20 protein-coding genes and 1 pseudogene are annotated in these 26969 nt (G+C 68.1%); 19 read left to right on the top strand and 2 right to left on the bottom strand.

Annotation, left to right across the window (positions count from 1 at the left end; all coding sequences use genetic code 11):
* Positions 1 to 48: 48 nt before the first annotated feature.
* The 5 genes from AC5RVZ_RS29510 (at position 49) to AC5RVZ_RS29490 (ending at position 4959) form a co-directional block, all read left to right on the top strand.
* Positions 49 to 663 carry an ATP-dependent Clp protease proteolytic subunit gene (locus AC5RVZ_RS29510; RefSeq protein ID WP_494069171.1) on the top strand — a complete coding sequence of 205 codons (615 nt, stop codon included), beginning with the start codon at positions 49 to 51 and terminating at the stop codon, positions 661 to 663.
* A 40-nt stretch (positions 664 to 703) separates the two neighbouring features.
* Complete coding sequence (locus AC5RVZ_RS29505; RefSeq protein WP_493977440.1) at positions 704 to 1375, top strand: ATP-dependent Clp protease proteolytic subunit; 672 nt, start codon at positions 704 to 706, stop codon at positions 1373 to 1375.
* A 200-nt stretch (positions 1376 to 1575) separates the two neighbouring features.
* A complete protein-coding gene (clpX, locus tag AC5RVZ_RS29500) occupies positions 1576 to 2868 on the top strand; it encodes an ATP-dependent Clp protease ATP-binding subunit ClpX (RefSeq protein WP_494069170.1) in 1293 nt (430 codons plus the stop codon).
* 58 nt (positions 2869 to 2926) lie between these two features.
* Positions 2927 to 4219 carry an ATP-dependent Clp protease ATP-binding subunit ClpX gene (gene clpX, locus AC5RVZ_RS29495; RefSeq protein WP_494069169.1) on the top strand — a complete coding sequence of 431 codons (1293 nt, stop codon included), beginning with the start codon at positions 2927 to 2929 and terminating at the stop codon, positions 4217 to 4219.
* A 119-nt stretch (positions 4220 to 4338) separates the two neighbouring features.
* Positions 4339 to 4959: a mycothiol-dependent nitroreductase Rv2466c family protein gene (locus tag AC5RVZ_RS29490; RefSeq protein WP_494069168.1), complete on the top strand. Its 621-nt coding sequence runs from the start codon at positions 4339 to 4341 to the stop codon at positions 4957 to 4959.
* Between the two features lie 403 nt (positions 4960 to 5362).
* On the opposite strand, the gene valS is transcribed toward AC5RVZ_RS29490, so the two are convergent.
* Positions 5363 to 7987 (bottom strand): valine--tRNA ligase, encoded by a 2625-nt coding sequence (valS, locus tag AC5RVZ_RS29485; RefSeq protein ID WP_494069167.1) that lies wholly within the window; start codon positions 7985 to 7987, stop codon positions 5363 to 5365.
* A 141-nt stretch (positions 7988 to 8128) separates the two neighbouring features.
* Here valS and AC5RVZ_RS29480 point away from each other — a divergent pair, with 141 nt between their 5' ends.
* The 9 genes and pseudogenes from AC5RVZ_RS29480 (at position 8129) to ndk (ending at position 18114) form a co-directional block, all read left to right on the top strand.
* Positions 8129 to 8497, top strand: a complete 369-nt coding sequence (locus AC5RVZ_RS29480; RefSeq protein ID WP_494069166.1) for a DUF488 domain-containing protein — start codon at positions 8129 to 8131, stop codon at positions 8495 to 8497.
* Between the two features lie 253 nt (positions 8498 to 8750).
* A complete protein-coding gene (locus tag AC5RVZ_RS29475) occupies positions 8751 to 9062 on the top strand; it encodes a hypothetical protein (protein ID WP_494069165.1) in 312 nt (103 codons plus the stop codon).
* Positions 9063 to 9132: 70 nt separating this feature from the next.
* Positions 9133 to 9876, top strand: a complete 744-nt coding sequence (locus AC5RVZ_RS29470) for an SDR family oxidoreductase (RefSeq protein ID WP_494069164.1) — start codon at positions 9133 to 9135, stop codon at positions 9874 to 9876.
* A gap of 218 nt (positions 9877 to 10094) precedes the next feature.
* Positions 10095 to 10964: pseudogene (locus tag AC5RVZ_RS29465) on the top strand (DUF222 domain-containing protein); the annotation flags it as partial.
* A gap of 229 nt (positions 10965 to 11193) precedes the next feature.
* Positions 11194 to 11985, top strand: a complete 792-nt coding sequence (locus AC5RVZ_RS29460; protein WP_494069163.1) for an HNH endonuclease signature motif containing protein — start codon at positions 11194 to 11196, stop codon at positions 11983 to 11985.
* Between the two features lie 483 nt (positions 11986 to 12468).
* Positions 12469 to 15750, top strand: coding sequence for an isoleucine--tRNA ligase (ileS, locus tag AC5RVZ_RS29455; RefSeq protein WP_494069162.1), 3282 nt, complete (start codon positions 12469 to 12471; stop codon positions 15748 to 15750).
* Positions 15751 to 15764: 14 nt separating this feature from the next.
* Positions 15765 to 17117, top strand: a complete 1353-nt coding sequence (locus AC5RVZ_RS29450; RefSeq protein WP_494069161.1) for a bifunctional folylpolyglutamate synthase/dihydrofolate synthase — start codon at positions 15765 to 15767, stop codon at positions 17115 to 17117.
* 8 nt (positions 17118 to 17125) lie between these two features.
* Entirely contained in the window at positions 17126 to 17623 is a 498-nt protein-coding gene (locus AC5RVZ_RS29445; protein ID WP_494069160.1) for a DUF4233 domain-containing protein, read from the top strand.
* Between the two features lie 74 nt (positions 17624 to 17697).
* Positions 17698 to 18114: a nucleoside-diphosphate kinase gene (ndk, locus tag AC5RVZ_RS29440; protein ID WP_493977451.1), complete on the top strand. Its 417-nt coding sequence runs from the start codon at positions 17698 to 17700 to the stop codon at positions 18112 to 18114.
* 107 nt (positions 18115 to 18221) lie between these two features.
* Here ndk and AC5RVZ_RS29435 read toward each other — a convergent pair whose 3' ends face one another.
* Complete coding sequence (locus AC5RVZ_RS29435) at positions 18222 to 18872, bottom strand: vitamin K epoxide reductase family protein (RefSeq protein WP_494069159.1); 651 nt, start codon at positions 18870 to 18872, stop codon at positions 18222 to 18224.
* A 419-nt stretch (positions 18873 to 19291) separates the two neighbouring features.
* Here AC5RVZ_RS29435 and AC5RVZ_RS29430 point away from each other — a divergent pair, with 419 nt between their 5' ends.
* The 5 genes from AC5RVZ_RS29430 (at position 19292) to proB (ending at position 26951) form a co-directional block, all read left to right on the top strand.
* Positions 19292 to 23056 carry an Rne/Rng family ribonuclease gene (locus AC5RVZ_RS29430; RefSeq protein ID WP_494069158.1) on the top strand — a complete coding sequence of 1255 codons (3765 nt, stop codon included), beginning with the start codon at positions 19292 to 19294 and terminating at the stop codon, positions 23054 to 23056.
* A gap of 471 nt (positions 23057 to 23527) precedes the next feature.
* Positions 23528 to 23836 carry a 50S ribosomal protein L21 gene (gene rplU / locus AC5RVZ_RS29425; protein WP_493977453.1) on the top strand — a complete coding sequence of 103 codons (309 nt, stop codon included), beginning with the start codon at positions 23528 to 23530 and terminating at the stop codon, positions 23834 to 23836.
* Between the two features lie 55 nt (positions 23837 to 23891).
* Entirely contained in the window at positions 23892 to 24152 is a 261-nt protein-coding gene (gene rpmA / locus AC5RVZ_RS29420; protein WP_136785451.1) for a 50S ribosomal protein L27, read from the top strand.
* A 125-nt stretch (positions 24153 to 24277) separates the two neighbouring features.
* Entirely contained in the window at positions 24278 to 25828 is a 1551-nt protein-coding gene (gene obgE, locus AC5RVZ_RS29415; protein ID WP_494069157.1) for a GTPase ObgE, read from the top strand.
* Complete coding sequence (gene proB, locus AC5RVZ_RS29410; RefSeq protein ID WP_494014138.1) at positions 25818 to 26951, top strand: glutamate 5-kinase; 1134 nt, start codon at positions 25818 to 25820, stop codon at positions 26949 to 26951. Before obgE ends, proB begins: the two co-directional genes overlap by 11 nt.
* Positions 26952 to 26969: the final 18 nt, after the last annotated feature.

Here is a 26969-nt window from a genome sequence, read left to right as displayed (position 1 = left end):
AGAAGCGAGAGGTATTTCAGCATGTCGAATGAATCCGCCACTCCGAGAATGGCTTCGGTCGAAGCGGCCAGCCGCGAAGACTACATCTACAACCGCCTCCTCAAAGAACGCATCATCTGGCTGGGTTCCGAGGTGCGCGACGAGAACGCCAACGCCATCTGCTCGCAGCTGCTGCTGCTCTCGGCCGAGGACCCGGAGAAGGACATCTACCTCTACATCAACTCGCCCGGCGGGTCGGTGACCGCCGGCATGGCCATCTACGACACCATGAAGTTCATCCCGAACGACGTGGTGACCGTGGCCACCGGCCTGGCGGCCTCAATGGGCCAGTTCCTGCTCTCCTCGGGCACCAAGGGCAAGCGCTACGCCACCCCGCACGCGCGCATTCTGATGCACCAGCCCTCCGGCGGCATCGGCGGCACGGCCTCCGACATCAAGATCCAGGCCGAGCTGATCCTGCACATGAAGCAGGTCATGGCCGAACTGACCGCCGAGCAGACCGGCCAGTCGGTGGAGCAGATCCTGATCGACAACGACCGCGACAAGTGGTTCACGGCCGAGGAAGGCCTGGCCTACGGCTTCTTCGACAAGATTTCGGCCCACGCCGGCGGCGTATCCGGCGGCGGCGGGACCCAGAGCGGCTCCGCCTCCCAGGATTCCTGAGCCCACGCGCCACCGACCCGAATACAAGCAGGAGAATCTCATGGACTACAACTTCGGTGCCGCTGCCGGCGGTTTCGCCGCCAACATGCCGCAGAACCGCTATGTGCTGCCCCAGTTCGAGGAGCGCACGCCCTACGGCTTCAAGCGCCAGGACCCCTACACCAAGCTGTTCGAGGACCGGATCATCTTCCTGGGCGTCCAGGTCGACGACGCCTCGGCCGACGACGTCATGGCCCAGCTGCTGGTCCTCGAGTCGACGGACCCGGACCGCGACATCACTATCTACATCAACTCGCCGGGCGGGTCGTTCACCGCGATGACCGCGATCTACGACACGATGCAGTACATCCGCCCGGAAATCCAGACCGTCTGCCTGGGCCAGGCAGCCAGTGCCGCGGCCGTTCTGCTGGCGGCGGGCACCCCTGGCAAGCGGCTGGCCCTGCCGAACGCCCGCGTGCTGATCCACCAGCCGGCGCTTGGCGGCGGCGAACACGGCCAGGCCTCCGACCTGCAGATCCAGGCCGACGAGGTCATGCGGATGCGCAAGTGGCTGGAGGACGCGCTGGCCATGCATTCGGGCAAGGACGCCGCGCAGGTCAACAAGGACATCGAGCGGGACAAGATCCTCACGGCCGCTGGTGCCTTGGAATACGGGCTGATCGACCAGGTGCTCGACTCCCGCAAGATCCACAAGCCGGCGATCACCAAGTAGATACCGTAAAATAGTCTCAATGCCTGCACTGCCCGTGGCGCGTCATATCGCACCGCGGGCAGTGTTGTTACTGAAACTGTCGGCGCAGTGAATTAGAGTTGTTGTCAGCTGGCCTCGGCGGCGCAGCGCCTGCCCGGCAATAGTCGGGCGGTGCAGCTGCCGCGGCAAGTTGCCGACGTAGACCAAGTAAGGGGACGGATATGGCTCGCATAGGTGAGAGCGCTGACCTGCTCAAGTGCTCTTTCTGCGGCAAGAGCCAGAAACAGGTCCGCAAGCTGATCGCCGGCCCCGGCGTGTACATCTGCGACGAATGCATCGAGCTCTGCAACGAGATCATCGAAGAGGAACTGGCCGAGGTGTCGGACCTGGGCAGCTTCGAACTGCCCAAGCCGCGGGAGATCTTCGACTTCCTGCAGGAGTACGTGATCGGCCAGGAGCCCGCCAAGCGGGCGCTGGCGGTGGCGGTCTACAACCACTACAAGCGGATCCAGTCCGGGCACGCGCCCAAGGGCACGGCCAACCTCTCCGATGCCAGCCCGCTGGAGGACGTGGAAGTCTCCAAGTCCAACATCCTGCTGATCGGGCCCACCGGCTGCGGCAAGACCTACCTGGCGCAGACGCTGGCCCGGCGGCTGAACGTGCCGTTCGCCGTCGCGGACGCCACGGCGCTGACCGAAGCCGGCTACGTGGGCGAAGACGTGGAGAACATCCTGCTCAAGCTCATCCAGGCCGCCGACTACGACGTGAAAAAGGCCGAGCAGGGCATCATCTACATCGACGAGATCGACAAGATCTCGCGCAAGAGCGAGAACCCGTCCATCACCCGCGACGTCTCCGGGGAGGGCGTCCAGCAGGCGCTGCTGAAGATCCTCGAGGGCACGGTCGCGTCCGTGCCGCCGCAGGGCGGCCGGAAGCATCCGCACCAGGAATTCATCCAGATCGACACCACCAACGTGCTCTTCATCGTCGCCGGCGCCTTCGCCGGGCTGGAGGAGATCATCGGTTCGCGGGCCGGCCGCAAGGGCATCGGCTTCGGCGCCCCGCTCAAGGACGCGGCGGGGGAGAAGGACAGCTACGGTGAGGTCATGCCCGAAGACCTGCTGAAGTTCGGCCTGATCCCGGAGTTCATCGGCCGCCTGCCGGTGATCACCACGGTGTCCAACCTGGACCGACCGGCCCTGATCAAGATCTTGACCGAACCCAAGAACGCCCTGCTGCGCCAGTACCAGAAGATGTTCCAGCTGGACGGCGTGGAACTGAGCTTCGAGCAGGAGGCGCTGGAGGCCGTGGCGGACCTCGCACTGGAACGGGGCACCGGCGCCCGCGGGCTGCGCGCGATCATCGAAGAGACACTGCAGCCGGTAATGTTCGACCTGCCCAGCCGCGAGGACATCGCCTCCGTCGTGATCAGCGCGGACGTGGTGCTGAACAAGGCGGAGCCGACGCTGATCTCCCACGACGTGGTCGCCAAGCGCCGGAACAAGTCGGCCTGACACTGCACTGCTCCGGACCGCCGGACGATCGATCGAGGACCAGACAAGGGGACACACTATGGCCCGGACCGCCGGAAGCGCAGAGCTGCTCACGTGCTCGTTTTGCGGAAAGAGCCAAAAGCAGGTGAAGAAGCTCATCGCCGGCGGCGGCGTGTACATTTGCGACGAATGCGTCGGGCTGTGCAACGAACTGCTGGAGGAAGAGTTCGGCGCCGGTGCCGCCTCCGAACTGCTGGAGCTGCCCAAGCCCCGGGAAATCTACGGCTTCCTGCAGGAGTACGTGATCGGCCAGGAACCGGCCAAGCGTGCCTTGGCCGTGGCCGTGTACAACCACTACAAGCGCATCCGCTCCGGCCACGCTGCCCCGGGCAGCGCCGGCCTGGCTGCCGCCGGCGGGCTCCAGGACGTGGAGATCGCCAAGTCGAATGTCCTGCTGATCGGCCCCACCGGCTGCGGCAAGACCTACCTGGCCCAGACGCTGGCCCGCCAGCTGAACGTGCCGTTCGCGGTGGCGGACGCCACGTCGCTGACCGAAGCCGGCTATGTGGGCGAGGACGTGGAGAACATCCTGCTCAAGCTGATCCAGGCCGCCGGCAACGACATCAAGAAGGCCGAGCAGGGCATCATCTACATCGACGAGATCGACAAGGTGACCCGCAAGAGCGAGGGCCCCTCGATCACCCGCGACGTCTCCGGTGAAGGGGTGCAGCAGGCCCTGCTGAAGATCCTGGAAGGAACCGTGGCTTCGGTGCCGCCGCAGGGCGGGCGGAAGAACCCGCAGCAGGAGTTCCTCCAGATCGACACCACCAACATCCTCTTCATCGTGGCCGGGGCCTTCGCCGGTCTGGAAGAAATCATCGGCTCGCGGGCCGGACGCAAGGGCATCGGCTTCGGCGCCCCGCTCAAGGACGCCGTCGCCCAGCAGGACAACTACGGCGAAGTCATGCCCGAAGACCTGCTCAAGTTCGGGCTGATCCCGGAGATCATCGGCCGCCTGCCGGTGATCACCACCGTGGCCGAACTCGACAAGCCAGCGCTGATCCGGATCCTCACCGAGCCGAAGAACGCGCTGATCCGCCAGTACCAGAAGATGTTCCAACTGGATGGCGTGGAGATGTCCTTCGAGCAGGACGCCTTGGAAGCGGTGGCCGAGCTGGCGCTGGAACGCGGCACCGGCGCGCGGGGCCTCCGGGCGATCATGGAAGAAACGCTGCAGCCGATCATGTTCGACCTGCCCGGCCGCGACGACATCGCCACCGCCGTGATTACCGCGGAGACGGTCCTGACCGGGGCTGACCCCACCCTGATCCCGCACGACGTCGAAGCCCTCCGCCGCCGCGATTCCGCCTGACCGGCCGGGTCCGGGCGCCGTCGCGCGCTGACGTGCCGGGTCCGCGGAACAAAACCGCCGGCGGGGCAGTTACCCACAACAGTACGTATAACCAGTCCTCAAGAAGGAGCTCTTGCCGAATGTCTGAAAGCGCTGCGCCGTCCACCGTTGACTTCTGGTTCGATCCGGCCTGTCCGTTCGCCTGGATCACGTCCCGCTGGATGCTGGAGGTGGAGAAGGTCCGCGACGTCAAGGTCGACTGGCACGTGATGAGCCTGGCCGTGCTCAACGACGGCCGCGACGAGCTGCCGGAGGAGTACAAGGAATTCCTGAAGAAGGCGTGGGGCCCGGTCCGCGTGATCATCGCCGCCCGCGAACTGCACGGCGAGGCCTACGTAGGGAAGCTCTACGACGCCATGGGCACCCGCATCCACAACGAGGGCAACAAGGACTATGAGTCCGTGACTGCCGCCGCGCTGGAAGAGGTCGGCCTGCCCGCCGACCTGGCCCGTTTCGCCACCTCCGACGAATATGACGAGCAGCTGCGCGCCAGCCATGAAGAGGGCATCTCCAAGGTGGGCGACGAAGTCGGTACGCCCGTCGTGGCCTTTAACGGCACCGCCTTCTTCGGCCCGGTGCTGACCCGCATCCCGCGCGGCGAAACCGCCGGAAAGATCTTCGACGGCGCCGTGGCGCTGGCCGAGTTCCCGTACTTCTACGAGATCAAGCGCTCCCGGACGACCAGTCCCGAGTTCGACTAGCCGGCATGGTCCCGGCCGCACGCCTGAAGCGGGCGTCCTCCGCGGGACCCTGAGGCCGCCTGCCGGCACGCCGTGGTTTCGGAAAACATTTTCGCGAAACTATGGCGTGTCGGCTTGCGCAGGAGTATAAATATCTATACGCATCCTCCAAAAGATGCGGGACCGAACACCAAAGATTCAGTGACAAGTAGTGGACCAGTTCCACAAACTGCCAGCCTGTGACGAGGCTCGGAAGACCTGAAGATCAGCGGAGTTCGCGAGACCCAAAGCGTCACCTTTGGATCAAAAGAGTCGAAGCCCCACCAACGGCGAAACGCTGATGGGGCTTCCCCTCGTTAACGGGCCGGAACCGGCTGCTGCCGGGCCGGACTTGGCCCAGCTGCCCGGCAGGCCCCAGACGCTGCTACTCGGCCGGGGCCTCAGCGGCCGCCAGCTCGACCTTCGCGACCGTCAGCTCGCCCTCCGCCTCGCTCAGCAGGACCTCGCGCGCATTGCCGGCGGCCTTCAGGTCGCCGAGCCCGGCCTCGAGTTGGGCCACCTGCGCGGCCGATCCGGTGATGGTCGCGGTGAGGACCTCGGTACGCTGCTTGACCTTGGCCTCGGACTTGGCCTTGCGGATGCCGCCCAGCGCCTGCCCGACCGTCCCGAGCAGCCCAGTGTCAGCGGCGGAGGCAATCGAGGCGAGCCCCGCCGTCGTCGGCCATTCGGCGCGGTGCACCGAACCGGCGCGCCACCAGCTCCAGACCTCTTCGGTGGCGAAGGGCAGGAACGGTGCGAAGAGACGCAGCAGGGCGTCGAGCGTGGTGGCCAGCGTGGCCAGGACCGAGGCCTGCTCCGCCTCGCCGGCGGCACCGTAGGCGCGGTCCTTGATCAGCTCGACGTAGTCGTCGGTGAACGACCAGAAGAAGCTTTCGGTGCCCTGCAGGGCGCGCGCATGGTCGTACTTCTCGAACGCGGCCGTCGCGGTCTCCACCACCTCGGCCAGCTGGCCCAGCAGCGACTTGTCCAACGGGTTGGTGACCACGGCGTCGTCGTCGGCAAGCACCGACGCCTCGGTGGCACCCAGGTTCAGCACGAACTTGGAGGCGTTCAGCAGCTTGATGGCCAGGCGGCGGCCGATCTTCATCTGCGCGACCTCGTAGGCGGTGTCCGCCCCCAGCTTCGCGGATGCCGCCCAGTAGCGCACCGCGTCCGCGCCGAACTGGTCCAGCACGTCGGTGGGGACCACCACGTTGCCCTTGGACTTGGACATCTTCTTGCGGTCCGGGTCCAGGATCCAGCCCGAGAGCGCCGCGTGCTTCCACGGCGCGCAGCTGTTCAGCGAGTCGCCGCGCACCACGGTGGAGAACAGCCAGGTGCGGATGATGTCGTGGCCCTGCGGGCGCAGGTCGAACGGGAAGACGTTGTTGAAGAACGACTCGTCCCGGCTCCACTTGCCCACGATCTGCGGCGACAGCGAGGACGTGGCCCAGGTGTCGAGCACGTCGGCGTCGCCGATGAAGCCGCCGGGCTGGTTGCGCTGCGACTCCTCGTAGCCGGGAGCGGGGTCAGCGGCCGGGTCCACCGGCAGCATCTCGTCGGAGGGCACCACCGGGTTGTCATAGTCGGGGTTGCCGGAGGCGTCCAGCGGGTACCAGACCGGGATCGGCACGCCGAAGAAGCGCTGGCGGGAAATGAGCCAGTCGCCGTTGAGGCCTTCGATCCAGTTTTCGTAGCGCGAGCGCATGAACGCCGGATGGAACTCGATTTCCCGGCCCCGGCTGATCAGCCGTTCCCGCCGGTCCGCGTCCCGGCCGCCGTTGCGGATGTACCACTGCCGCGAGGTGACGACTTCCAGCGGCTTGTCGCCCTTTTCGTAGAAGTTGACCGGGTGGGTCATCTTCTGGGGCTCGCCGTCCAGTTCGCCGGCCTCGGACAGCAGCTCCACGATCTTCTCCTTCGCGGAGAAAACGGTCTTGCCGGCCAGCTCGGCGTAGTTCGCCTTGCCTTCATCGGTGGTGATCCACTCCGGGGTGTCGGCCATGATGCGCCCGTCGCGGCCCACGATGGAGCGGGTGGGCAGCTGCAGCTCCCGCCACCACGTCACGTCGGTGAGGTCGCCGAAGGTGCAGACCATGGCGATGCCGGCGCCCTTGTCGGGCTTGGCCAGCGGGTGGGCCTTGACCTCCACCTCCACGCCGAACAGCGGGGACTTCACGGTGGTGCCGAACAGCTTCTGGTAACGCTCGTCGTCGGGGTTGGCCACCAAAGCCACGCAGGCGGGCAGCAGCTCGGGGCGGGTGGTCTCGATGTGGACCTTTTCGCCGTCGGCGGTTTCGAAGGCGTAGCGGTAGTAGGCGCCGGGCATCTCCCGGTCCTCGAGCTCGGCCTGCGCCACGGCGGTGCGGAACGTGACATCCCAGAGCGTGGGGGCCTCGGCCATGTAGGCGTCGCCGGAGTTCAGGTTGGCCAGGAAGGCGCGCTGGGAAACGGAGCGGGACACATCGTCGATGGTCCGGTAGGTCAGGTCCCAGTCCACGGACAGGCCCAGGGTGCTGAAGAGGTTCTCGAAGACCTTCTCGTCCTCCACGGCCAGGGTCTCGCAGAGCTCGATGAAGGTCCGGCGCGAGACGACGTCGAAATCGCGCTGGTTCTTCGCCGGCGTGGCCGGCGGCTGGTAATCCGGGTCGTACGCCACCGACGGGTCGCAGCGGACGCCGTAGTAGTTCTGCACCCGGCGCTCGGTGGGCAGGCCGTTGTCGTCCCAGCCCATCGGGTAGAACACGTTCTTGCCGCGCATCCGCTGGTAACGGGCCAGCACGTCGGTCTGGGTGTAGGAGAACATGTGTCCCACATGCAGCGAGCCCGACGCCGTCGGCGGGGGAGTGTCGATCGAGTAGACCTGCTCCCGCGTGGTCTCGGGATTGAACTTGTAGGTCCCCTCCTCGCGCCAGCGCCGGGTCAGGGCATCCTCAAGGCCTTCGAGGGCGGGCTTGTCGGGAACGTTAACGGTAACGGGCGTGTCTGTGCCCGGGGTATGTTCAGCCATGCTGGCCATTCTTTCATGCCGGGCACGGAATGAAGATTCTGGACGACGGCGGCGCAGCACCTGGTTGCCCCGGCTCGCCGCGAAGGCGGGGGACGGCGCCCAGACCTACCCGCCGCATCGGGTCATGCGTAGGATGCGCCCATGGCGAACGTTCACATCAAGCGCGTCTACGAACCCGCAGACGACGGCGACGGCTACCGGGTGCTGGTGGACCGGATCTGGCCGCGGGGCATTAAGAAGGACGGCGCCGGGGTGGACCTCTGGCTGAAGGAGGCGGGAACCTCGGCCGAGCTGCGCAAGGAGTTCAGCCACCGGCCCGAGAAATTCGACGCCTTTGCCGTGGCGTACCGCCATGAACTGGACGGTTCGGAGGCGCTGGAGCGGCTGGTGGAGCTCGCGCGCGAGCAGCCTAAGCTCTGCCTGCTGTACGGGGCCAAGGACAAGGAGCACAATCAGGCCGTGGTGCTGCGCGGGATGATTTTGGAGCACCTCGGTGTGGCATCCGGCTGACGTAACGCGGAACCCCCGGGGCTCAAGGAACAGCCGGGGCTTACGGGGCCAAGGCGGGGGCGACGGCGGGGCGCCTCCGGTCAGGAGGCACCGTGCCGGGGGCCTCGCCGCCTTTGCGCTGTCGGCTGCTGCGGGGCTGGCCGTTTCGGTGTCGGGGTGCGGTGCCTCCACGGGGCTTGGGGCGGCACCACCGTGTCTCCCGCCGGAATATTCAGTCAGTCCGACGGAAGCCCGGCCGGGACAGACCGTCACCGTGGCGGCTGCGGACGCCGACTGCAATCCCCGCTACGGCAGCAATGCGCAGATCGAAGTGACAGTAGTGGACGCGGCGGGAGCGGAAATCGTCAACGCCACCGCCCCTATGAACGACGGCGGCGGCTTCAGGTACGCGTTCGTCATCCCGGAACAGGCGGCCGCCGGCGAGGCGGGCGTGACGGCCATGCCCCGCGGCATCGACTGGTGCGATGACACCGGCCGGAACAACAGGGTCGCAACGGTTGCCGGCGACCAACTGAAAAGGGCGGCCTGTGCGCTCCCCCTGAAACCGCTTACCATCGGGCGGTGAAGTCGCCCGTCGTCAAGCGTTGAATGCCGCCTCGGAACCACTTTCTTTGTCGGCAGCTACGCTGTGATTCATGACCAGACGCGCAATAGTCACCGGAGCAAGTTCGGGTATCGGGGCAGCTACCGTTCGGGCGCTGCGGGGAAGCGGTTGGGACGTGGTGGCAGTTGCCCGCCGCGCCGAGCGGCTGGCCGCCCTCGCCCGGGAGACCGGCGCCGTCGCCATGCCCGCGGACGTCACCGACCAAGCTTCAGTGGACCGGCTCGCAGCTGCGGTCTTGTCCGACGGCGGGATTGACGCGCTGGTCAACATCGCCGGGGGAGCCTTCGGCGTGGACACCATCGGGGAGGGAAAGCCGGCCGATTGGCAGAAGATGTACGAGGTCAACGTCCTCGGCTCCCTGCGCATGATCCAGGCTTTTCTTCCGGCTTTGCGCGATAACGGTGAAGGATCGGTAGTGCTGCTGACGTCAACGGCCGGACTGGTGGCCTACGAAGGCGGCGGAGGCTACGTAGCAGCCAAGTTCGCCCAGCACTCGCTGGCGAATACCCTGCGCCTGGAAGAAGCGGAACACAACGTGCGCGTGATCGACATTCTTCCCGGCCTGGTGCAGACGGAGGAATTCTCGTTGAACCGGCTCGGCGGTGACCGGCAAGCGGCCGAGAACGTCTACGCCGGTGTGGAGAAACCGCTGCTGGCCGAGGACGTAGCCGGCGTCGTGGCGTACTCGCTCAACCTGCCGCATCACGTCAACCTTGACCAGATCGTCATGCGTCCCGTGGCCCAGGCCGCCGCGCACAAATTGATCCGGAAGTAGCAACCGCGAAAGACCGGGATTCCCCTCTGTAGCGTGGACGTTTGAACTAGGAACGCCGGATTCTCACTCATGCTCCAAAGGAGCCCGCATTCTCCAGCAGCGCTCCTTTGTCGTCGAAACATGCCGACTCTCCCTCCACAGGCGTGCAGCGGCGGGGAGTTTTGCACTTACGTCGAAGCTTTGTTCTACCCCGGATACGCGGTGCGTAGCGTTGAAGTATGGCAGCGGATCCGTCGGACGAGGCACAGGAGCCGGAGGAACAACCCGGCGCTCCTGCCCTGCCCGAGGGCGGCCCTGCCGTACCCGGTCCCGCCGGCCCTTCGGCACCCGGTATCGTCGGCCCAGCAGAATCGGCGGGCGCGGAGCTTGATGAAACCGTGTCCGAGGGCGGGATAGGGCCGGAACCTGCGGGACCCTCACCGGATTTATCACTGCCTGCCCGTGAGCTGTGGGCGGAGGAATGGCAGGAGCTGGGTCCGGCGGAACTGGCCGGTCTGCTCGCCGGGACGGACCCGGGAACCTTGGATGACTGGTCCACCTTGGAGTACCTCAAAGCGGTCCGCAAGCATGAGGCCTGGACCCAGTCGCGGCGGTTGCGGGCAGTGCACCGCATGGCGGCGCTGCGCGCGGCCACCGGCGCCGATACCGGAGCACCGGACGGGATTTCCCGCCACGCCGCCGCCGAACTCGCACCTATCCTTGCCGTGCGTCGCGAGCGGGCGGCTGCCGAACTGGCCGACGCGCAGCAGATCGGCAGGTACCTGCCCGCCACTCTCAGTGCCTTGGACGCCGGCGAGATTGATTTGTCGCGGGCAGTGGTGATCGCCCGGAAGGGCATCGACCTGGCGCCGGCCGCCCTTGCCGACTATGAGGCGAAGGTCGTCCCCGGCGCCGGGACCATCACGCTGGAATCCGTCCAGGCCCGGGCACGCACCGTCCGCGACCGGCTACACCCCGAACCCCTCGAGACCCGGCACCGGGCCGCGATGGAACGCCGCACCGTCCACTACCAGCCCCAGGACGACGGGATGGCCGAACTCTACATCCGCACCAGCGCCGACAAAGCCCTGCTCGCCTACAAACTGATGCAGGCCCACGCCCGCAAACTCCAAACCGTTGACGAAACCCGCACGCTGGGCCAACTCCGCGCCGGACGTCTTCACCGACATGCTCCTGCGCTACCCCGGCCACGCCTACCAGCCCACGGCCGCAGTACAAGGAAGCGACACCGCCGCCTCGACGGCAATGGCGGAAAACTCCGCGGACGCAGCCGCCGGGACGTCAAGGCAGGGGCCCTGTACCTGCGGTTCCGGGAACGTGACCGCCTCCGTCGCCGTGACCGCGCCCCTGGACACCCTGCTCCGGCTCGCCGAAGAACCCGGCGACCTCACCGGGTACGGGCCCATCCCGCCCGGCATAACCCGCGACCTTGCCGCGCTGGCCAAGTCCTGGTTGATCGTACTCACCGATGACTATGGCAAGGCAGCCGCCGTCGCCAAAGACTTGCGCCACCCGCCCGAATGGCTCAAACGCCTCGTCCGGCTACGCGACCGGCACTGCCGCGACTTCGGTTGTACAGTCCCGGCTGACCAGTGCGAGATCGACCATACGATCGCCTGGGAAGACGGCGGCAAAACAGTCATGGAAAACCTCAGCGCCAGGTGCAAGCCCGGGCACAAAACCAAACACCGCGGTGGCGGAACCGTCAGACAGGATCCCGACGGGACCCTGCACTTCACTACCCGCTCCGGCCACACCCACAGCACCACCCCCGACGAAGATTGGTCACTGACCTTCCCAACAGCATCCGGATGCGGTGACACTGCCGCGGACGGACATGCAACCGCCGCCGCGGACGGACATGCAACCGCCGCCGCGGAGGGACATGAAGCCGCCGGCGCGGACGCGATGGAAGCCGGGGGAGAGAACAGACCTGAGAACGGAGAAGAAGGCACCGGCGCGAACGGGAAGGAAGCCGGAGGAGAGAACAGACCCAAGAACGGAGAAGAAGGCACCGGCGCGAATGGGAAGGGAGCCGGGGAAGAGAACGGAGCCGAGAACCGGAAAGAACAGGGTCCCCCGGACGACTCCCCGCCACCACCCTTCTGAGGGCGTCACAGCAGCACCCGCCCGGGCCGGACTTACAGGCCTGAAATGGCGCTGATCCGAAACTTGACGTCGCTTCACGACAGCGGCGCATAGGGGCGCAAAGACGCGTCCGCCAACCACGGGACGAACACAACGTCCGCCAACAAAGCCGGCTTTTCGCCCGCGTTTCGACAGCCGCGCCGCCGTGGCCGTAAACTTGAGTCATCAGCGCTGACCCGGCCATCACCGGTGAGCTTCCGGAAGAACAGCCCAGGCCAACATCCCGGGCCCAGTAGAACCGGACGGGTATGCCCGTCACAGCAGCGAATGAGTGGCTGTCCCTTTGCACCGGTTCCGGCGCATCAGGCCAGCAAGTGAGGTGGTACCGCGGGTTCCGCCCCGGCAGCACGGTGAGGCTTTCCAGCCGCACCGGTGGCACCGGAGCAGGGCACGTCCTCGCAGAAGTACCCACACTTGCCGAGCTGTCTTTTCAGGATGACGAACATGCCACAGATTTATCCCAAGGCTTCCACCGCCGGCGCTGCCGCTGCCGAGAGCTCGCCTAAGTTCCCCGAGATCGAGGAGCTGGTGCTCAAATATTGGCAGCAGGACGGAACGTTCCAGGCCTCCGTCGACGGCCGCGATGCCGGCAGCGACGGCAGCAACGAGTTCGTCTTCTACGACGGCCCGCCCTTCGCCAACGGCCTGCCGCACTACGGCCACCTCCTCACCGGTTACGTTAAGGACCTGGTGGCCCGTTACCAGACCCAGCGTGGCCACAAGGTGGAGCGCCGCTTCGGTTGGGACACGCACGGGCTGCCGGCCGAGCTGGAAGCCATGAAGCAGCTGGGCATGACGCACAAGCAGCAGATCCTGTCCATGGGCATCGACAAGTTCAACGACGCCTGCCGCACCTCTGTCATGAAGTACGCCGACGAATGGCAGAACTACGTCACCCGCCAGGCCCGCTGGGTGGATTTCGAGAACGACTACAAGACGCTCAACGTCGAGTACATGGAGTCGGTCCTCTGGGCCTTCAAGCAGCTGCACGAAAAGGGTCTGACCTACCAGGGCTTCCGCGTGCTGCCGTACTGCTGGCGGGACGAAACGCCGCTGTCCAACCACGAGCTGCGGATGGACGACGACGTCTACAAGATGCGCCAGGACCAGACGGTCACGGTCACCTTCCCGATCCGGGCGGACGGCTCGGAGAACCCGCTGGCCGCGGAGTTGGCCGGCGTCAACGCACTCGCCTGGACCACCACGCCGTGGACGCTGCCCACCAACGCGGCCCTCGCCGTCGGGCCGGAGATCAGCTACGCGGTGCTGCCGGCCGGCCCCAACGGGACGCAGGCCGCGGGGGAGAAGTTCCTGGTGGCCGAGGACCTGCTCGGCTCCTACGCCAAGGACCTGGGGTACGACGACGCCGCTGCCGCCACCGAAGCGGTCACCGCCAGCTACGCCGGCGCCCAGCTGGCCGGCCTGCGCTACGAGCCGCTCTGGGACTACTACACGGACGCCGCGAAGTGGGGCACCGGCAACGCGTGGCAGATCGTCGTGGCCGACTACGTGACTACCACCGACGGCACGGGCCTGGTCCACCAGGCTCCGGCGTTCGGCGAAGACGACCAGAAGGTCTGCGAAGACAACGGCATCCCCGTGATCGTCTCCGTGGACGAGGGCGCAAAGTTCCTGTCGAATTTCGCCGAGGGCCCGCTGGCTGAGATCGCCGGCGTGCAGGTGTTCGAGGCGAACAAGCCGATCACCCGGGTGCTGAAGGCCGACGGCCGGCTGGTCCGCCAGGCCAGCTACGAGCACAGCTACCCGCATTGCTGGCGCTGCCGCACGCCGCTGATCTACCGCGCCATCTCCTCCTGGTACGTGGAGGTCACCAAGTTCAAGGACCGGATGGTCGAGCTGAACCAGCAGATCAACTGGATCCCGGAAAACGTCAAGGACGGCCAGTTCGGCAAGTGGCTGGAGAACGCCCGCGACTGGTCCATCAGCCGCAACCGCTTCTGGGGTTCGCCCATCCCGGTGTGGGAATCGGACAACCCGGACTACTCGCGCCGCGAGGTGTACGGCTCGCTGGCCGAGCTGGAGGAAGCGTTCGGCACCCTGCCGCGCAACCACGACGGCGAGGTCGACCTGCACCGCCCGTACATCGACGAGCTGGTCCGGCCCAACCCGGACGACCCGACCGGCCAATCCATGATGCGCCGCGTGGAGGACGTGCTGGACGTCTGGTTCGACTCCGGTTCGATGCCCTACGCCCAGGTGCACTACCCGATGGAGAACAAGGACTGGTTCGACAGCCACAACCCGGCCGACTTCATCGTGGAGTACATCGGCCAGACCCGTGGCTGGTTCTACACCATGCACGTGCTCGCGACCGCGCTGTTCGACCGCCCGGCGTTCCGCAACGTGATCAGCCACGGCATTGTGCTCGGCTCCGACGGGCAGAAGATGTCCAAGAGCCTGCGCAATTACCCGGATGTGTCCGAGGTCCTGGACCGCGACGGCTCCGACGCCATGCGCTGGTTCCTGATGGCCTCCCCGATCCTGCGCGGCGGCAACCTGATCGTCACCGAGCAGGGCATCCGCGACGGCGTCCGCCAGGTGATGCTGCCGCTGTGGAACGTGTGGCACTTCTTCAAGCTCTACACCAACTCCGCGAACAACGGGGCAGGCCATGAGGCCGTCTCCGTCGTCGGCGACACCGACCGGATCAAGGGCATGGAGTCCCTGGACCAGTTCATCCTGGCCAACACCGGGGACCTGGTCCGCGACATGACGGCCGCGCTCGATGCCTATGACGTCTCCGGCGCGTGCGACGCGCTGCGCGAGTACCTGGACACCCTGACCAACTGGTATGTCCGCCGTTCCCGCCAGCGGTTCTTCGACGAGGACCGCGACGCGTTCGACGTGCTCTACACCGCGCTGGAGGCAGTCTGCCGCGTGGCAGCCCCGCTGCTGCCGCTGGTCACCGAGGAAATCTGGCGCGGCCTGACCGGCGGGCGTTCGGTCCACCTGACCGACCTGCCCGACGCCGGCGAGTTCCCGCAGCTGGCCGAACTCGTGGAACTGATGGACACCACCCGGCAGATCTGCTCCTCCGGCTCGAGCCTGCGCAAGGCAGCGAACCTGCGCGTCCGGCTGCCGCTGGCCTCGCTGACCGTGGTGGTGCCGGGCGCCGAGCGGCTCTCCGGCCAGTACGCCCTGATGATCCAGGACGAACTGAACATCAAGTCGGTCCGGCTGATCGACGCCGCCGACGCCGCCCCGGAAGAGTTCGGCATCTCGCAGAAGCTGGTGGTCAACGCCCGCGCGGCCGGCCCGCGGCTGGGCAAGAACGTGCAGCAGGCCATCAAGGCCGCCAAGTCCGGTGACTGGTCGGTGGACGACGCCGGTGCCGTCACCGCCGGGGGACTGCTGCTCGAGCCGTCGGAGTACTCCCTGGAAACCGTCGTGTCCGGGGATGCCGCGGCCGGCGCGGCGGTCACCATGCTGCCCGGCGGCGGGTTCCTGGTGCTGGACACCGCCGTGACCGCCGAACTGGAGGCCGAAGGCGTGGCCCGCGACTACGTGCGCAGCATCCAGCAGGCACGCAAGGAGGCCGGACTGGTTGTCAGCGACCGCATCCGCACCACGGTGACGGCGGACCAGTCCGTCCTGGACGCGCTGACCCTGCACCAGGGGCTGGTCTCGCAGGAAACCCTCACCGTGGACCTCGTCCTGGTGGCCGGGGACGGCGACGCCGTGTCCGTGGAAAAAGCCGGATCCTGAAGGGGCACCAAACCATGAGTGATGAATTCGGCGTCGAGAGCGTCTACGCGGAACTGCTGGGCCGCGCCCCGGAAAACAAGATGGAACCACGCATGGAACCACTGTTCCGGGCGATGGACATCCTGGGCGAACCGAACAAGGCCTTCGCCAGCATCCACCTGACCGGCACGAACGGCAAGACGTCCACGGCCCGGATCATCGAGGCCGGGCTGCGGGCGCACGGACTGCGGACCGGCCGCTACACCAGCCCGCACCTGTCCAAGGTCACCGAACGGATCAGCATCGACGGCGAGCCGGTCGCCGACGAGACGTTCGTGCGGGTCTGGGACGAGATCCGGCCGTACCTGGAAATCGTCGACCAGGAACTGAACGCCGAGGGCGCGCCCCGGCTGACCTACTTCGAGTGCGTGACCATCCTGGCCATCGCCATCTTCGCCGACGAGCCGGTGGAGGTGGCGGTGATCGAGGTCGGCCTGGGCGGCATCACCGACGCGACCAACGTGGTGGACGGCCAGGTCTCGGTGATCACCCCGATCTCGCTGGACCACACCGACCTGCTCGGCGACACCACCGAGGACATTGCGCGGGAAAAGGCCGGCATCATCAAGCGCGGCGGCTACCTGGTCAGCGCCGCCCAGCCACTGGACGCAGCCCAGGTGCTGCTGGAACAGGCGCGGGACCTTCAGGTTCCCTTCCGCTTCGAAGGCGTCGAGTTCGGCGTCGAGTCCCGCAAGGTCGCCGTCGGCGGCCAGCAGCTGACCATCAACGGGCTGGCAGGCCGCTACCAGGACCTGCTGCTGCCCCTGCACGGCGCGCACCAGGCCCAGAACGCGGCGGTCGCCGTGGCCGCGCTGGAAGCGTTCCTTGGCGGCGGTGAAAAGGAACTCAACGTGGAAGTCCTGCGCGAGGCGTTCCTTGAGGTGACCTCGCCCGGCCGGCTGGAAGTAGTGCGCACCGCGCCGACGATCATCGTGGATGCCGCCCACAACCCCGACGGGATGAAGGCCAGCGCGCAGGCCATCCTGGAGGCGTTCAACTTCACCAAGCTCATCCCGGTGGTCGGCGTGCTCCAGGAAAAGGACGCCGTCGGCCTGCTGGCCCAGCTGCGCGAGCAGCTCAGCGACCTCACCAACGAAATCTGCGTCACCGAGTCCAACTCACCGCGGGCCATTCCCGCCGAGCAGCTGGCCGAAGATGCCATGGCCGCCGGTTTCCCCGAGGACGCCGTGCACATCGCGCCCCGGCTCGACGACGCCATCGAATGGGCCGTCGGCCGGGCCGAAGCCGACAACGACCTCGCCGGCGGCGTGCTGATCACCGGGTCCATCACCCTGGTCGCCGACGCCCGCATCCTGCTAGGAAAGTAACAAGATCCATGGCCAAACTGACCAAAGCCCAGCGCGAGTGGCGTCCGGACATGCCGAAGAAACGGCGCTCGATCAAGACGATGTTCGCCTCCACCGTGCTGCTGCTGGAAGCCTTCGTCGCCTTCTTCGCCACGCTGGTGGTCTTCGGGCTCTACCGGGACGACGTGCCGCCGGCGCTGATCCTCGGGCTCGGGATCGGCCTGAGCGTCCTGCTCGTGCTCTGCTGTGCCCTGCTGCGCCGCCCGTCCGGCTACGCCATCGGCTGGGCGATGCAGGTGCTCCTGATCGCCACCGGCATCGTCGAACCGGTGATGTTCGTCGTCGGCGTGCTGTTCGCGCTGTCCTGGTTGTACGCCGTGCGCACGGGCGGCCGGCTGGACCGCGAGAACGCGCAGCGCGACGCGGAACAGGCGGAATGGGAACGCCGGCACGGCTCGGCGGCCGGCGCCGCGGACGGCACGGCTGACGGCCCGGAGACCGGCGCCGCGGACGACGCCGGGCGCTGACCTGCGCTGCCCGCGCGTCCCGTTAGGATTGAACGGGGTTTCGGAGCCAATCGTGAAGCAAATGAGGAGAAATTGTGAGCGTTGAACGCACACTGGTACTGGTCAAGCCCGACGGCGTATCCCGCGGTCTCACGGGCAGCATCCTGGCCCGCATCGAGGCCAAGGGCTACACCCTGGTCGAGCTGAAGCTGGTCAACGCCACCCGCGAACTGCTGGAACAGCATTACGAAGAGCACGTCGGCAAGCCGTTCTACGAGCCGCTGGTCGAGTTCATGCTCTCCGGCCCGGTCGCCGCCGCCGTGTTCGAGGGGCACCGGGTGATCGAAGGCTTCAGGTCGCTGGCCGGCACCACCGACCCCACCACCGCCGCCCCCGGGACGATCCGCGGCGACTTCGGCCGCGACTGGGGCGTGAAGGTGCAGCAAAACCTCGTGCACGGTTCCGACTCGCCCGAGTCCGCCGCGCGCGAGATCGGGATCTGGTTCTCCTAGACCCCTGAAGCAGCCGAGGCCGCGGCCCCCGACGGGGACGCGGCCTCTGGTTTATCCGGGTTCAGCCCGGGTAGGCTTTTCCGGTCAGCCCGGGAAGACGATCCCGGTCAGCCCAAAAAGGCGTCGATGAAGGCCAGGAAGATCGTCCCGGCGGTCACGATCCACAGCAGGGCGGTCAGCGTCCAGGCCCAGCTGCCGGCGAAACGGACCACCGCCGCCGGCGCCTTGATCACGCCGTGCGCCAGGTTCCGCGCCGTGGTGTGCACCAGCATCGGGATCATGGCGGCCCACACACCCATGCAGTATAGGCACAGGATGTGGATGTCGTAGAGCGCCTGGCTCCACAGCCAGACGACGAAGACGAAGCCCAGCGTGACGCCGGCCTGCAGTCCCATCCAGTACCACCCGCGGAACCGCGCCCCCGCAAGGATCGCCACCGCCGTCGTGATGGGAACCGCGAAGGCGACGATCCCGATCAGCGGGTTGGGGAAGCCGAAGAGGCCGGCCTGCCAGTGCAGGAACACCTTGCCGCAGGAGACCCACGGGTTGATGTCGCAGCTGGTCACATGACCCGGATTTTCGTAGGTGGCCAGCCGCTCCAGGACCAGGATGCCGGACATGATCCAGCCGACAACGCCGGTGGCCAGCAGCAGCCACGCGAAGGGTTTCTCCCGGGCAACGCCGGGAACCCCGCTGTCAGGGAGTTGGCCGGGGGCGGTGGCGGCCGGGGATGTGGAGGTCTGCGCGTGGGTCTGCACCGTGTTCCTCGGGCTAGGGGGGCATGTGGCTCGATTCTACGCCGGAGAGAACGCCCATTACTCACCAAATCGCACCCGGTGTGAGAGAATGATCGTGGCTAATAGCAGCCCCACATGCTGCTGTTGGTCCAGCGACAGGCTTCCAGGTCCGTCGGCGACGCTTCCCGAACAAGGAGCCCATCAATCCGGATGGGCGCTGGGAATCCGCCGGGCGGCCCTGCCGGTGAAGAGAAGGTTACGGCAGACGGAAAAGCGCCGCTGGTCCCCGGGTGTGCCGCGCCCCACGTGATGGCGCGAGCTCGGGTGATACCAAGACGACTTTCGGTGTCGGGCAGCCCAAGGCACCCGGATACCCGGCTACATGCCCCCAAGGGCACCGGGATGTGGCCGGTGCCGCAAGGGTTGGAGCATAACTTTAAATGGACAATGAACAGGTAATTCCCGCTACCTCCTCTCCGGTCGATGCGCCGGAGGTACCAGCCAAGAAACCGCCGCGGCCCCGCCGCAAGCCCACTGTGTCGGCACCGTCGCAGGACCAGTTGGACGTTGAACTGCCCGCCGTGGCGCCCACCGCCCCCACCAACGACGGCGACGCCTCCGCCGCTTCCCCCGCCGCCACCGCGCCGGACGCCGCGCTAGCCGCCGCGGAGCAGCCGGCAGGGGAGCAGCCCGCAGGCCAGGCCCCCGCAGGCGGCCAGCCGGCCGAGGCCGCTCCGGCGACCACCCGAGCCCGGCGGCCGCGCAAGACCGCCGCCCAGAAGGCCGCCGAAGCGGCGGCCGCCCAAGCCGCGCCGACGGAAGATGCCGCCGCGGCGGAGCAGGGCACCGTCCCGGCGGCCGCCGGTGAACCCGGCGCCGACCAGTCGGGCGAAGAAGCGCCGCCCGCCAAGACCCGCACGCGCCGGCCGCGCAAGACCGCCGCCGACAAGGCCGCCGAGGCTGCCGAAGCCGCCGGGGCCGCCCAGGCCGCCGGGACTGCGGCACAGGACAGCGTTCCGCAGGACGGCGCCGAGGCGCAGCCCGCCGCGGAACCCACCGAAGCCGAAGGCGTCCCGGCCGCCGGAGGAGCGGCCGAGCCCGCCGAACAGCCGGCCGGCCGACGCCGCACCGCCGCCACCCGCACCCGCCGCAGCAGCAGCAAGGCCCAGGCCACCGCAGCGGCGGCCGCCGAACTGACCGTCGCCGAGGGTGAAGCCCCGGCCACCGCAGCCGCCACTACGCCGCCGGCCCCGATGGCGGCCGACGGAGACGCCGCCCAAGCCGTCGCCGGACACGCCGCCGGGACGGAAACCGAAGCCGAAAACACGGCAGGGGAGCAGCCCGCGAAGGCCCCAACCCGCCGTCGTCGTTCCACCGCGGCCGCCGCCGCCCCTGCCGTCGAGGACACCGCCGCCGCCACGCCGGAGCAGGCCGCGGCCGCCACGCCTGAGCAGTCCGCCGCCGGGGGAGACCCGGCCGAAGAAACCTCCGCCGAGGCGGGCCTCGGGGCCGATCCGTTCACCATCCCCTCCTCGCCGGTATCCCTGCTCTTCCACGCCCCGGACCTGTCCGCCGTCGCCGCCAAGCCGGAACCGGCCGCCGCCGACGAGTCGGACGAAGACGACGAAGACGGCGGGCGTCGCCGCAGCCGGCGGAACCGCCGCGGCCGCACCCGCAACCGCTCCGAGGAAGCCGCCGGTGACGAGGCCGGCGCCACCGAAGAAAGCGACGAGGCCGCCGAAGCCGCTGAAGAGGGTGCTGCGGGCGAGAAGGACGGCGTGACCTCGCGCCGCCGCCGCCGTCGCCGCCGCGGCGATGCCGATCTTGAGCTCACCGGCGGTGCCGACGACGACCCGCCCAACACGGTCACCCGGGTCCGGGCGCCGCGGCCGATCACCGAGACCGCCCCCAGCAACAAGGTGGCGTCGGTCAAGGGGTCCACCCGGCTGGAGGCCAAGAAGCAGCGCCGCCGCGAATCGCGGGAGACGGGCCGCCGCCGCCAGGTCATCACCGAGGCCGAGTTCCTGGCCCGCCGCGAATCCGTCGACCGCCAGATGGTGGTCCGCCAGCGCGACGACAGGATCCAGATCGGCGTGCTCGAAGACGGCGTGCTGGCCGAGCACTTCGTGTCCAAGACCCAGCAGGACTCGTTGATCGGCAACGTCTACGTGGGCAAGGTACAGAACGTGCTGCCCAGCATGGAAGCGGCCTTCATCGACATCGGCCGCGGCCGCAACGCCGTGCTCTACGCCGGCGAGGTCAACTGGGACGCCGCCCACCTCGACGGGCAGCCGCGCCGGATCGAACTCGCGCTCAAGTCCGGCGACTCTGTCCTGGTGCAGGTCACCAAGGACCCGGTGGGCCACAAGGGCGCCCGCCTCACCAGCCAGATTTCGCTGCCGGGCCGCTTCCTGGTCTACGTGCCCGGCGGCTCCATGACCGGCATTTCCCGGAAACTGCCCGACGTGGAACGCAACCGGCTGAAGAAGATCCTGAAGGAACATGTTCCCGACGGCGCCGGCGTGATCGTCCGTACCGCGGCCGAGGGCGCCAGCGAAGAAGAGCTGATGAACGACATCAACCGGTTGCGCGCGCAGTGGGAGGGCATCGAATCGCGTGCCGGGTCCACCAAGACGCTGGCACCGGAGCTGCTCTACGCCGAGCCGGACCTGACCATCAAGGTGGTCCGCGACGTGTTCAACGAGGACTTCTCCAAGCTGGTCGTCTCCGGCGAAGAAGCCTGGGACACGATCGAGGCCTACGTGACCTATGTGGCCCCCGACCTGGTGGACCGGTTGGAGAAGTGGACGTCGGAGACGGACATTTTCGCCGCCCAGCGGATCGACGAGCAAATTCACAAGGCGCTGGACCGCAAGGTCTTCCTGCCCTCCGGCGGTTCCCTCGTGATTGACCGCACCGAGGCCATGACCGTGGTGGACGTCAACACCGGCAAGTTCACCGGCTCCGGCGGCAACCTGGAAGAGACCGTCACCAAGAACAACCTGGAAGCGGCCGAAGAAGTGGTCCGCCAGCTGCGGCTGCGCGACATCGGCGGCATCATCGTCATCGACTTCATCGACATGGTGCTGGAGTCCAACCGCGACCTGGTGCTGCGCCGCCTGGTCGAATGCCTGGGCCGCGACCGGACCAAGCACCAGGTGGCCGAGGTGACCTCGCTGGGCCTGGTCCAGATGACCCGCAAGCGCATGGGCACCGGGCTGCTGGAAGTCTTCGGCGAGCAGTGCGAGCATTGCGCCGGCCGCGGCGTGATCACCCACGACGAGCCGGTCGAACACCGCCGCCCCGCCGCGGCCACCGAGCACCACCAGGTCCGCATCGAGAAGCGCTCCGAACGGCAGTCGCGCAGCGAGAAGCGCCGCAACCGCGGCCAGGGCGGGCAGGAGACTGCCGCCGAGGCCCCGGCCGCCGTGGTCCAGGAAGACGACGCCGAGCGCCGGGCCAAGGCCGAGGCAGCCCGCGCGGCACTGGCCACCATCGCCGCCGCCGCGCACGCCGCCCACGAGGCGGAAGAGCACCCGGAGACGGCCAAGGCCAAGCAGCACGACGGCGAACAACCCGCCGGCGCCGCCGCTGCCGGCAAGCCCGAAGCCGCTGCGGCCGGTGCGCCCGCGGGAGCGTCGGGCCAGCCCTCCGGACGCAAGCGCAGGTCGCGCCGTGCCGACGATCCCGGCGTCGCTACTGCCGTGCCCGCGGCATCGGCCGGTGAGGGACCCGAAGCCGCCGTGCTGGAGATCAACGGAGAGACAGTGGCCATCCCGCGCGCCGTGCACAGCCCGGCGGCCGCCCCGGAAGAGCCCTCGCTGACCTTGGAGAGCCTCACCGAGGCCTTCAACAAGGTAGCGCCGGTGGAGAAACCGGAGCCGACCGCGGTGGAGGCATCCGTGGCTGCCGAACCGCAGGCCCCGCACGGCGACGCCCCGGCCGCGAAGGCCGCCGAACCGGCCGCTCCGGCACCGGCCGCCGTCCGCAAGCCGCGCCGCCGTCGTGCCGCCAGCAGCCCCCAGGGTGCCGCCGACGCTCCCGTCCAGACGGTTGATGCCGCCCTCCCGGCGGAGAACAACGGCGGCCACCGCCACGCCGCCACGGCCCCGGCCGGGTCCGCGCTGGCCGAAGCGGCAGCGGACAAGAATGAAGCCGCCGCTCCGGTGGTGCTGGGTGTAGGAGTACCGGCCTCGGAACTGTAGGCACCGTCGCATGCCGGGCAGGCCGCGGACCGCATCGGTTCCGCGGCCTGCCTGCGTCCGGGGCGGCTGTGCCCGGCAGCGGCTGGGCTGGCTGGTTCCCGGCTGCCCGGCCGGCAGGTGGCCGAGGACGCCGTCCCAGCCCATTTCCCGCCGCGGAATCCACGCACGGCGTGTCGCGGCGGCGAAGTGCACGTGCCCGGCCGGCCTGGCCGGTAGTATTGTCAGGTGCGCCCGAGCGGATTGCAGTCCGCCCGTGCCAGGAGAAGATAACGCCAGAGCCCGTCCCGGCACCCCCGGAGCCCGCTGGTTTGCGGCTGATAGCCGTAATAGCGTAATCTAGATCTTCGGTGCGTACGCCTTCGAAGGGTTTCCACCCGCAGGCGCGGATGCACAGTGCTTTCCAGGCCGTCACGTCGTGCCTGCGTATTCGAGCAAAAACTGTAATAAACGTCTAGAGAAGTGAGTTCCCAAGTGGTGTACGCGATTGTCCGCGCCGGCGGCCGCCAAGAAAAGGTTTCCGTTGGAGACCTCGTGACCCTTGACCGCGTCCCCGGCGAGGCCGGTAGCACCATCGAGCTGCCTGCTCTGCTCCTGGTCGACGGCGACAAGGTCACCTCTGCTGCCGATGCTTTGGCCAACGTCAAGGTCACCGCCGAGATCGTCGAAAATCTCCGCGGCCCGAAGATCGTTATCCAGAAGTACAAGAACAAGACCGGCTACAAGAAGCGCCAGGGCTACCGTTCTGCACTGACCAAGGTCAAGGTCACCGACATCGCGTAAGCGGTCGGCTGACTTATAGTAAACGTTCCTTCAGAAACAAAGGTAGGCAAATCAGATGGCACATAAGAAGGGTGCGAGCTCCACTCGCAATGGTCGCGATTCCAACGCACAGCGCCTTGGCGTGAAGCGCTTCGGTGGCCAGGTAGTTTCCGCCGGCGAGATCATCGTCCGCCAGCGCGGCACGCACTTCCACCCCGGCGCCAACGTAGGCCGTGGCGGCGACGACACGCTGTTCGCCCTCGAGGCCGGTGCCGTTGAGTTCGGTACCCGCCGCGGACGCCGCGTCGTGAACATCGTTGCTGCCGCTGCGGAGTAATCCAAGCAGCTAACAGCTTTCCAGTGAGGCGGGCCGTCGGTCCGCCTCACTGGTGTTTTAACCAGACTAGAATCACTGGTGGGCCGTTTCGGTTCGCGCCCACCGGCACAGAGGAGATCGATCACGTGGCAACATTTGTTGACCGGGTAGTCCTGCATGTATCCGGCGGATCCGGTGGCCACGGTTGCGTCTCCGTCAAGCGCGAAAAGTTCAAGCCGCTGGGCGGGCCCGACGGCGGCAACGGCGGCAACGGCGGCGATGTGATCCTTCGCGTGGACCCCCAGACCACCACGCTGCTGGACTACCACCACGCCCCGCACCGGCACGCCACCAACGGCGGCCCGGGGATGGGGGACTGGCGCGGCGGCAAGAACGGCGCCACGCTGGTGCTGCCCGTCCCCGACGGCACCGTGGTCAAGACCAAGAACGGTGACGTTCTCGCCGACCTCGTGGGCGAGGGCGCCGAGTTCGTTGCCGCCGCCGGGGGCCAGGGCGGGCTGGGCAACGCCGCGCTGGCATCGGCCAAGCGCAAGGCACCCGGATTCGCCCTGCTGGGCATTCCGGGCGACGAGCGGGACATCGTCCTTGAGCTGAAGTCCATCGCCGATGTGGCGCTGGTCGGCTTCCCGTCCGCGGGCAAATCGAGCCTGATCGCGGCCATGTCCGCCGCCCGGCCCAAGATCGCCGAGTACCCGTTCACGACGCTGGTGCCGAACCTGGGCGTGGTCCAGGCGGGCGATATCCGTTTCACCATCGCCGACGTGCCGGGCCTGATCGAGGGCGCCAGCGAAGGCAAGGGACTGGGCCACAACTTCCTGCGCCACGTGGAGCGCTGCGCCGCGCTGGTGCATGTGCTGGACTGCGCGGCGCTGGAAGCCGACCGCAACCCCCTTGCCGACCTCGACATCATCGAGCGGGAACTGGAACAGTACACCGTGGACATGAGCTACGCCGGCGCCGACGGCGGCGTGGTCCCGCTGAACCAGCGGCCCAAGCTGGTGGCGCTGAACAAGGTGGACGTGCCCGACGGCCGCGACATGGCCGAATTTGTGCGCCCCGAACTGGAAAAGCGCGGCTACCAGGTGTTCGAAGTCTCCGCCGCCACCCATGAGGGCCTGCGCCAGCTCGGCTTTGCAATGGCCGGGATCGTCGCCGCCGCGCGCGCCGAAGCGAAGGCCGCCCCGCCGAAGGTGGCCCCCGCCGTCCTGCGCCCGCGCTCCGTGAACGAGCGGGGCTTCATCATCCGGCGCGAGGAAAAGAACCTGGAACCGCTGTTCCGGGTGCTCGGTGACAAGCCGGAGCGCTGGGTCAAGCAGACCGACTTCAACAACGACGAAGCCGTGGGCTACCTCTCCGACCGGCTGGCCAAGCTGGGCGTCGAGGACCAGCTGTTCAAGTCCGGCGCCCGCCCGGGCGACACGGTGGTTATCGGCGAAGACGACGCCGTGGTCTTCGACTGGGAGCCCACCATGGCCGCCGGCGCCGAGCTGCTGTCCTCCCCCCGCGGCACCGACCTGCGCCTGATGGAGTACATCCGGCCCACCCGCGAAGAGAAGCGCGAGCAGTACCAGGAGCGGAAGGAAGCCAGGGCCGCCACCCGCGCCGAGCTCGAGGCCGAACGCAAGTCCGGCGCCTGGACCGCAGAGGAAGACAGTGACGACGACGATGCGCGCTGAGCCGGCCACGGCGGCCGACCGGACCCTGCTGGCCACGGCCGGACGTCTGGTGGTCAAGGTCGGCTCGTCGTCGCTGACTTCGGTGGCGGGGGGCATCTCCGAGGAGGCCCTGCTGTCCCTGGTGCAGGTGCTGGCCGCCCGCCGGAACGCCGGCAGCGAAGTCATCCTGGTGTCCTCGGGTGCCATCTCCGCCGGACTGGCCCCGCTGGGCCTGGCCCGCCGGCCGCGGGACCTGGCCACCCAGCAGGCCGCCGCCAGCGTGGGACAGGGCCTGCTGATGGCCCGCTACACCCAGGCCTTCGGCGCCCGCGGCATTACCGTCAGCCAGGTGCTCCTGACCGCCGAGGACCTGATGCGGCGCCAGCACTACGCCAACGCCTACCGGGCGCTGCACAGGCTGCTGCACCTCGGCGTCGTCCCCGTGGTTAACGAGAACGACACCGTGGCCACGCACGAAATCCGCTTCGGCGACAACGACCGGCTGGCCGCCCTGGTGGCCCACCTGGTCAAGGCCGACGCGCTGGTGCTGCTCTCGGACGTGGACGCGCTCTACGACGGCCCGCCCAAGGACGGCGCGCGGCGGATTCCGCTGGTGGCCCGGCCCCAGGACCTGGACGGCGTCAACATCGGCCGCACCGGCGCCGCCGGCGTGGGCACCGGCGGCATGGTGACCAAGGTGGAGGCCGCCGGGATCGCCGCCGGCTCGGGCATCCCGGCCCTGGTCACCTCCACGCCGAACGCGGCGCGGGCTTTGGCCGGCGAGGACGTGGGAACCTGGTTCGCGGCCAGCGGCACCCGCCGCCCCCCGCGGCTGCTCTGGCTGGCGCATCTGGCCTCCGTGCAGGGCCGGCTGGTACTCGACGACGGCGCAGTGCAGGCCGTGCGCGAGAAGCACCGCTCGCTGCTGCCGGCCGGCGTCGTCTCGGTCAAGGGCGACTTCGAGCCGGGGGATCCGGTGGAGCTGGCCGACGGCGACGGCCGCGTGGTCGCCCGCGGCCTGGTCAACTTCTCCTCCTACGAGCTCCCGCGCATGCTGGGCCGCTCCACCCGCGAGCTCGCCGCCTCGCTCGGCCGCCAGTACGAGCGCGAAGTCATCCACGTGGACGACCTCGTCCTGCTCTGAACCACCGCGCCGGCCGGC

This window comes from Arthrobacter sp. Cza30 (assembly GCF_059090765.1).
The sequence above is the reverse complement of the archived record's forward strand: the minus strand, read 5'-3'. Positions and strand labels throughout refer to the sequence as shown.

Excerpts from the sequence above, each read along its gene's own strand:
- ileS (WP_494069162.1), top strand. The coding sequence starts at position 12,469 with ATGCCACAGATTTATCCCAAGGCTTCCACCGCCGGCGCTGCCGCTGCC.
- proB (WP_494014138.1), top strand. The coding sequence starts at position 25,818 with ATGCGCGCTGAGCCGGCCACGGCGGCCGACCGGACCCTGCTGGCCACG.
- AC5RVZ_RS29450 (WP_494069161.1), top strand. The coding sequence starts at position 15,765 with ATGAGTGATGAATTCGGCGTCGAGAGCGTCTACGCGGAACTGCTGGGC.
- AC5RVZ_RS29430 (WP_494069158.1), top strand. The coding sequence starts at position 19,292 with ATGGACAATGAACAGGTAATTCCCGCTACCTCCTCTCCGGTCGATGCG.
- AC5RVZ_RS29510 (WP_494069171.1), top strand. The coding sequence starts at position 49 with ATGGCTTCGGTCGAAGCGGCCAGCCGCGAAGACTACATCTACAACCGC.
- AC5RVZ_RS29480 (WP_494069166.1), top strand. The coding sequence starts at position 8,129 with ATGGCGAACGTTCACATCAAGCGCGTCTACGAACCCGCAGACGACGGC.
- AC5RVZ_RS29505 (WP_493977440.1), top strand. The coding sequence starts at position 704 with ATGGACTACAACTTCGGTGCCGCTGCCGGCGGTTTCGCCGCCAACATG.
- AC5RVZ_RS29490 (WP_494069168.1), top strand. The coding sequence starts at position 4,339 with ATGTCTGAAAGCGCTGCGCCGTCCACCGTTGACTTCTGGTTCGATCCG.
- valS (WP_494069167.1), bottom strand. The coding sequence starts at position 7,987 with ATGGCTGAACATACCCCGGGCACAGACACGCCCGTTACCGTTAACGTT.
- AC5RVZ_RS29470 (WP_494069164.1), top strand. The coding sequence starts at position 9,133 with ATGACCAGACGCGCAATAGTCACCGGAGCAAGTTCGGGTATCGGGGCA.
- rpmA (WP_136785451.1), top strand. The coding sequence starts at position 23,892 with ATGGCACATAAGAAGGGTGCGAGCTCCACTCGCAATGGTCGCGATTCC.
- AC5RVZ_RS29445 (WP_494069160.1), top strand. The coding sequence starts at position 17,126 with ATGGCCAAACTGACCAAAGCCCAGCGCGAGTGGCGTCCGGACATGCCG.
- clpX (WP_494069170.1), top strand. The coding sequence starts at position 1,576 with ATGGCTCGCATAGGTGAGAGCGCTGACCTGCTCAAGTGCTCTTTCTGC.
- clpX (WP_494069169.1), top strand. The coding sequence starts at position 2,927 with ATGGCCCGGACCGCCGGAAGCGCAGAGCTGCTCACGTGCTCGTTTTGC.